Below are 4,460 nucleotides of genomic sequence, written 5' to 3' on the forward strand. Positions count from 1 at the left end.
GCGCAGGTCGATAAAGACCGCGCCAACCTGGCCGACCTGGAACGCCAGTACAAGCGCGCCCAGGAACTGGTGGCGCAGAAGTTCATGGCGCAAAGCTCGGTGGACACCCTGAAGTCGCAAGTCGATTCCGCCCGCGCCGTGCTGGAGTCCGACGTGGCCGCTGCCCGCGCCAGCAAGGTCGACCAGAGCTACAACGTGATCCGCGCGCCGCAGACCGGCCGTGTGGGCGCCATCAATGTCTACCCCGGCAGCCTGGTACAGCTGACCACCWCGCTGACCACCATCACTCAACTGGACCCGATCAACGTTGCTTTCAACGTGCCGGAAACCAATCTGTCCGCACTGCTGGACGCCCAGCGCGCCGGCAAGGTGCAGGTGCAAGTCTTCCTCAACAATTCGGATAAGCCCGTAACTGGCGAGCTCAGCTTTGTCGACAATACGGTCGACGCCGCCGCTGGCCAGATCCGCGTGAAGGGCCGCTTCGACAACAAGGACACCCGTCTGTGGCCGGGCCAGTATGTGACCACCAAGCTGATCGTCGCCACCATGAAGGGGGCGACCGTGGTGCCGCAAAACGCTATCATCACCAACACACGCGGCACGTTCGTCTACACGGTTGYGCCGGACCAGACCGCCAAGATCACCAACGTCAAGCGCCTGTATGGCTTTGGCGCTTATGTGGCGGTGGATGGTCTGCAGGGCAACGAGAAGGTGATCGTCGAAGGCAAGCAGAACCTGCGTCCGGGCGGCAAAGTGCGTATCGCCGACGCCAAGCTGGCGCAGGAAGAAGGCCTGAGCGCAGAGCCGGGCAACCAGAAAGGTAAGCCAGAATGAACCTTTCCGAGCTGAGCATCCGGCGCCCCGTCATGGTGGTGCTGCTCTCGCTAAGCCTGATCCTGGCTGGCGTGCTGGCCTATTCCCATATTCCGGTCGCCGCGCTGCCGAGCTACAACACCCCGGTCATCAACGTTTCGGCCGACCTGCCGGGCGCCGCGCCGGACACCATGGCGTCGTCCGTTGCGCTGCCGCTGGAGAAACAGTTCTCCACCATTGCCGGCCTGGCGATGATTACCTCCACCAGCACGCAGGGCAATACCTCGCTGACGCTGGAGTTCGACCCGTCGATCAACGTCAATGAGGCGGCCGTGGACGTGCAAGCCGCTCTGCTGCGCGCGCAACGCCAGCTGCCGCAGGAAATGACGGACCTGCCGTCCTACCGCAAGGTCAACCCGGCCGATGCGCCGGTGCTGTTCATGACCATGAACTCGCCATCGCTCAGCCTGTCCGAGCTGAACGATTACGCGGAAAACCTGATTGCGCCGAGCCTGTCGACCCTGCCGGGCGTGGCCCAGGTGTCGGTCAACGGCCAGAAGCGCTTTGCGGTGCGTATCCGCGCCCGCTCCGACCAGCTGAACGCGCGCAATCTGACGCTGGACGATCTGCAGCAGGCGATCAAATCCGCCAACGCCAACACGCCGCTGGGTACCCTGGATGGTCCGAAGCAAACGCTGACCATCATGGGCAATCCGCAGATGATGCGCGCGGCCGACTACAACGACATTATCGTTGCCACGCGCAACGGCCAGCCGGTGCGTCTGAAGGATGTGGCGACGGCGGAAGACAGCTACCAGTCCATCAAGTCTGCCGGCTCCTACAACGGCGAGCGCTCCATCGTGCTGCTGGTGCAGCGTCAGCCGGACGCCAACACCGTGCAGGTGGTGGACGGCGTGCGCCGCCTGCTGCCGCGCTTCCGCGCCCAGATGCCGACTTCGGTCAACATCCAACTGGTGAACGACCGCTCGGTGTCGATCCGCGAAGCAATCCATGACGTGAACGTGACGCTGGCATTGACCGTGGTGCTGGTGGTGCTGGTGATCTTCCTGTTCCTGCGCCGCCTTGCCGCCACCTTCATCCCGGCGATCACCATGCCGATCTCGCTGCTCGGCGCGCTGGCCCTGCTGTATGCCTTCGGCTATAGCCTGGATAACGTGTCCCTGCTGGGTATCACGCTGGCTGTCGGCCTGGTAGTGGACGATGCGATCGTGGTGCTGGAAAACATCGTGCGCCATATCGAGCATGGCATGAAGCCTTTGCAGGCAGCCCTGATCGGTTCGCGCGAAATGGGCTTTACCATCGTTTCGATCTCGGTCTCTTTGGTGGCCGTGTTCATTCCGATCTTCTTCATGCCAGGCGTGCTGGGCTTGCTGTTCCACGAATTCGCCGTGGTGGTGGCCTTGTCCGTGCTGGTGTCGGCTGCCGTCTCGCTGACTCTGGTGCCGATGCTGGCCTCGCGCTTCATGCCGGCCGACTCGCACGAAACTTCGGGCGACGACAGCTTCATCGGGCGCCACTTCGAGCGCATCTTCACCGCCACCCGCAATGCCTATGCGCGCACGCTGGACATCGCGCTGCACCACCGCTTCATCGTGCTGGCGATTGCCTTTGGTACGTTTGCGCTGACCATCTGGCTCTACATCGCGATTCCCAAGGGCTTCTTCCCTGAGGAAGACCTGAGCCAGATCCGTGTCAACACGGAAGCGTCGGAAGATATCTCGACTGCCGCCATGCTGGAGCTGCAGGAGAAAGTTGCGGCAACCATCCAGGCCGATCCAAGTGTGAAGGATGTGACTTCCTTCACCGGCGCAGGCAACACGGGCCGCATGTTCCTGGTGCTGAAACCGCACAGCCAGCGCAAGCCGATGCCGCAAGTGCTGGACGATCTGCGCAAGGCCACCAGGAAGATCGCCGGTATCTCGGTGTATCTGAGCCCGGTGCAGAACCTGCAGCTGGGCGGCCGCCCATCCAAGAGCCGCTATCAGTACACGCTGCAGTCGGTCAGCCCGGATGCACTGAACAGCTGGGCCTCCAAGTTCCTGGACAAGATGCGCGAAGACTCTGATTTCCGCGACGTGACCAGCGATTCCCAGAACAAGGGATTGCAGGCACAGCTGAAGATCGACCGCGACAAGGCCAATCTGCTGGGCGTGAAGATGGCGGACGTCCGTACCGCGCTGTATCTGGCGTATGGTGAGCGCCAGGTGTCGACCATCTTCTCTTCCGCCGCCAGCTACTTTGTGATCCTGGAAGCCTCCGATGAAGACCGCAACTTCGACGATGCGCTGACCAAGATTTCGGTGCGCAATACGGCGGGCAATCTGGTGCAGCTGTCCAGCTTTGCGACGGTGGAGCGCACCGTTGGCCCGACCGCGGTGAACCACCAGGGCCAGCTGCAGGCGATCACGATTTCCTTCAACCTGGCGCCGGATGTCCCGCTGGGTAACGCCACCGGCAAGATCGACAAGATGGCGCAGGACATGGGCCTGCCGGCCTCCATCATCACCAGCTACGGCGGCGACGCGGCCGTGTTCCAGAGCAGCCAGGGCAGCCAGGTCATCCTGATCATTGCCGCGCTGGGCGTGATCTACGTGCTGCTGGGCGTGCTGTACGAAAGCTATATCCACCCGCTGACGATTCTGGCGGGCCTGCCTTCCGCAGCCGTGGGTGCGCTGCTGACGCTGTGGTTCTTCAAGCTGGACCTGACCATGATTGCCATCATCGGCATCTTGATGCTGATCGGTATCGTGAAGAAGAACGCGATCATGATGATCGACTTCGCCCTGCACGCTCAGCGCGAGCAGAATATGAAGCCGGCCGATGCGATCCGCGAAGCGTGTATCCTGCGCTTCCGTCCGATCATGATGACGACGCTGGCCGCCCTGATGGGCGCGCTGCCGATCGCTTTGGGCCTGGGCGCCGGCGCCGAACTGCGCCAGCCGCTGGGCCTGGCGGTGTGCGGCGGCCTGATCTTCTCGCAAGTGATTACGCTGTACATCACCCCGGTGATTTATTTGTTCCTTGATAAGTACAGCGGCACGGGTCCAATGAAGGATGAGGACCTGGAAGACGGCGAAACAACAGAACAGGTACGGGCAGTCGAGCTGAAGGCGGTCTCCGCCGGTAAGCACTGATATCATTGCTGGTTGGGAAGCTTACATACTGTAACATTCTTCAATGTCTACTTTGAGTAAGCTTCTATCCCAGTCCGTCCAGAAGACCGTATATCTTGTATCAGTTCAGCCAAGTCCCCGAGGAGCACTCCGAATTCTGCCCGCACTGTGGCCAGCCCATGCCACAGGACCGGCCCGTGCTTGAGTATGGTTCGCGCAAGCCGAACCGTTGGGGTATTGGCGCAACGATCCTGGTCCACCTGCTGGTGGTGCTGCTGTATTTCTTCAATCCGAAGGAAAAGATCAAGCTGACGCCGCCCCCGAAAGAGGGCGAGATGGTGTGGGTGGCGCCGGTGCCGGTCAGCAAACCGAAGCCGACGCCGCAGCCACCGAAGCCGATCACCAAGACCGCCAAGGCGGAAAAGCCGAAGGCCACGCGCGCTTATCTGCCGCCGAATCCAAACGCGATCACCGAGCGCATCAAGCCGCAGGAACGCATTGTGCCGCCTGAGC

Annotated in this window: 2 protein-coding genes and 1 pseudogene; all 3 read left to right on the forward strand. The window is 61.9% G+C overall.

The genetic code is table 11. The annotated features are described in order from the left end of the window. On the forward strand, positions 1-834 hold an 834-nt coding region (locus tag AB4Z11_RS24105; RefSeq protein ID WP_442028210.1), incomplete at its 5' end, for an efflux RND transporter periplasmic adaptor subunit. Beyond that, positions 831-3,968: an efflux RND transporter permease subunit gene (locus AB4Z11_RS24110; RefSeq protein ID WP_442028212.1), complete on the forward strand. Its 3,138-nt coding sequence runs from the start codon at positions 831-833 to the stop codon at positions 3,966-3,968. The genes AB4Z11_RS24105 and AB4Z11_RS24110, both read left to right, overlap by 4 nt. Before the next feature lie 176 nt (positions 3,969-4,144). Next, positions 4,145-4,460: pseudogene (locus AB4Z11_RS24115) on the forward strand (hypothetical protein); the annotation flags it as partial.

The sequence above is a fragment of the Pseudoduganella sp. RAF53_2 genome (assembly GCF_052113985.1).
Taxonomy (GTDB): domain Bacteria; phylum Pseudomonadota; class Gammaproteobacteria; order Burkholderiales; family Burkholderiaceae_D; genus Rugamonas.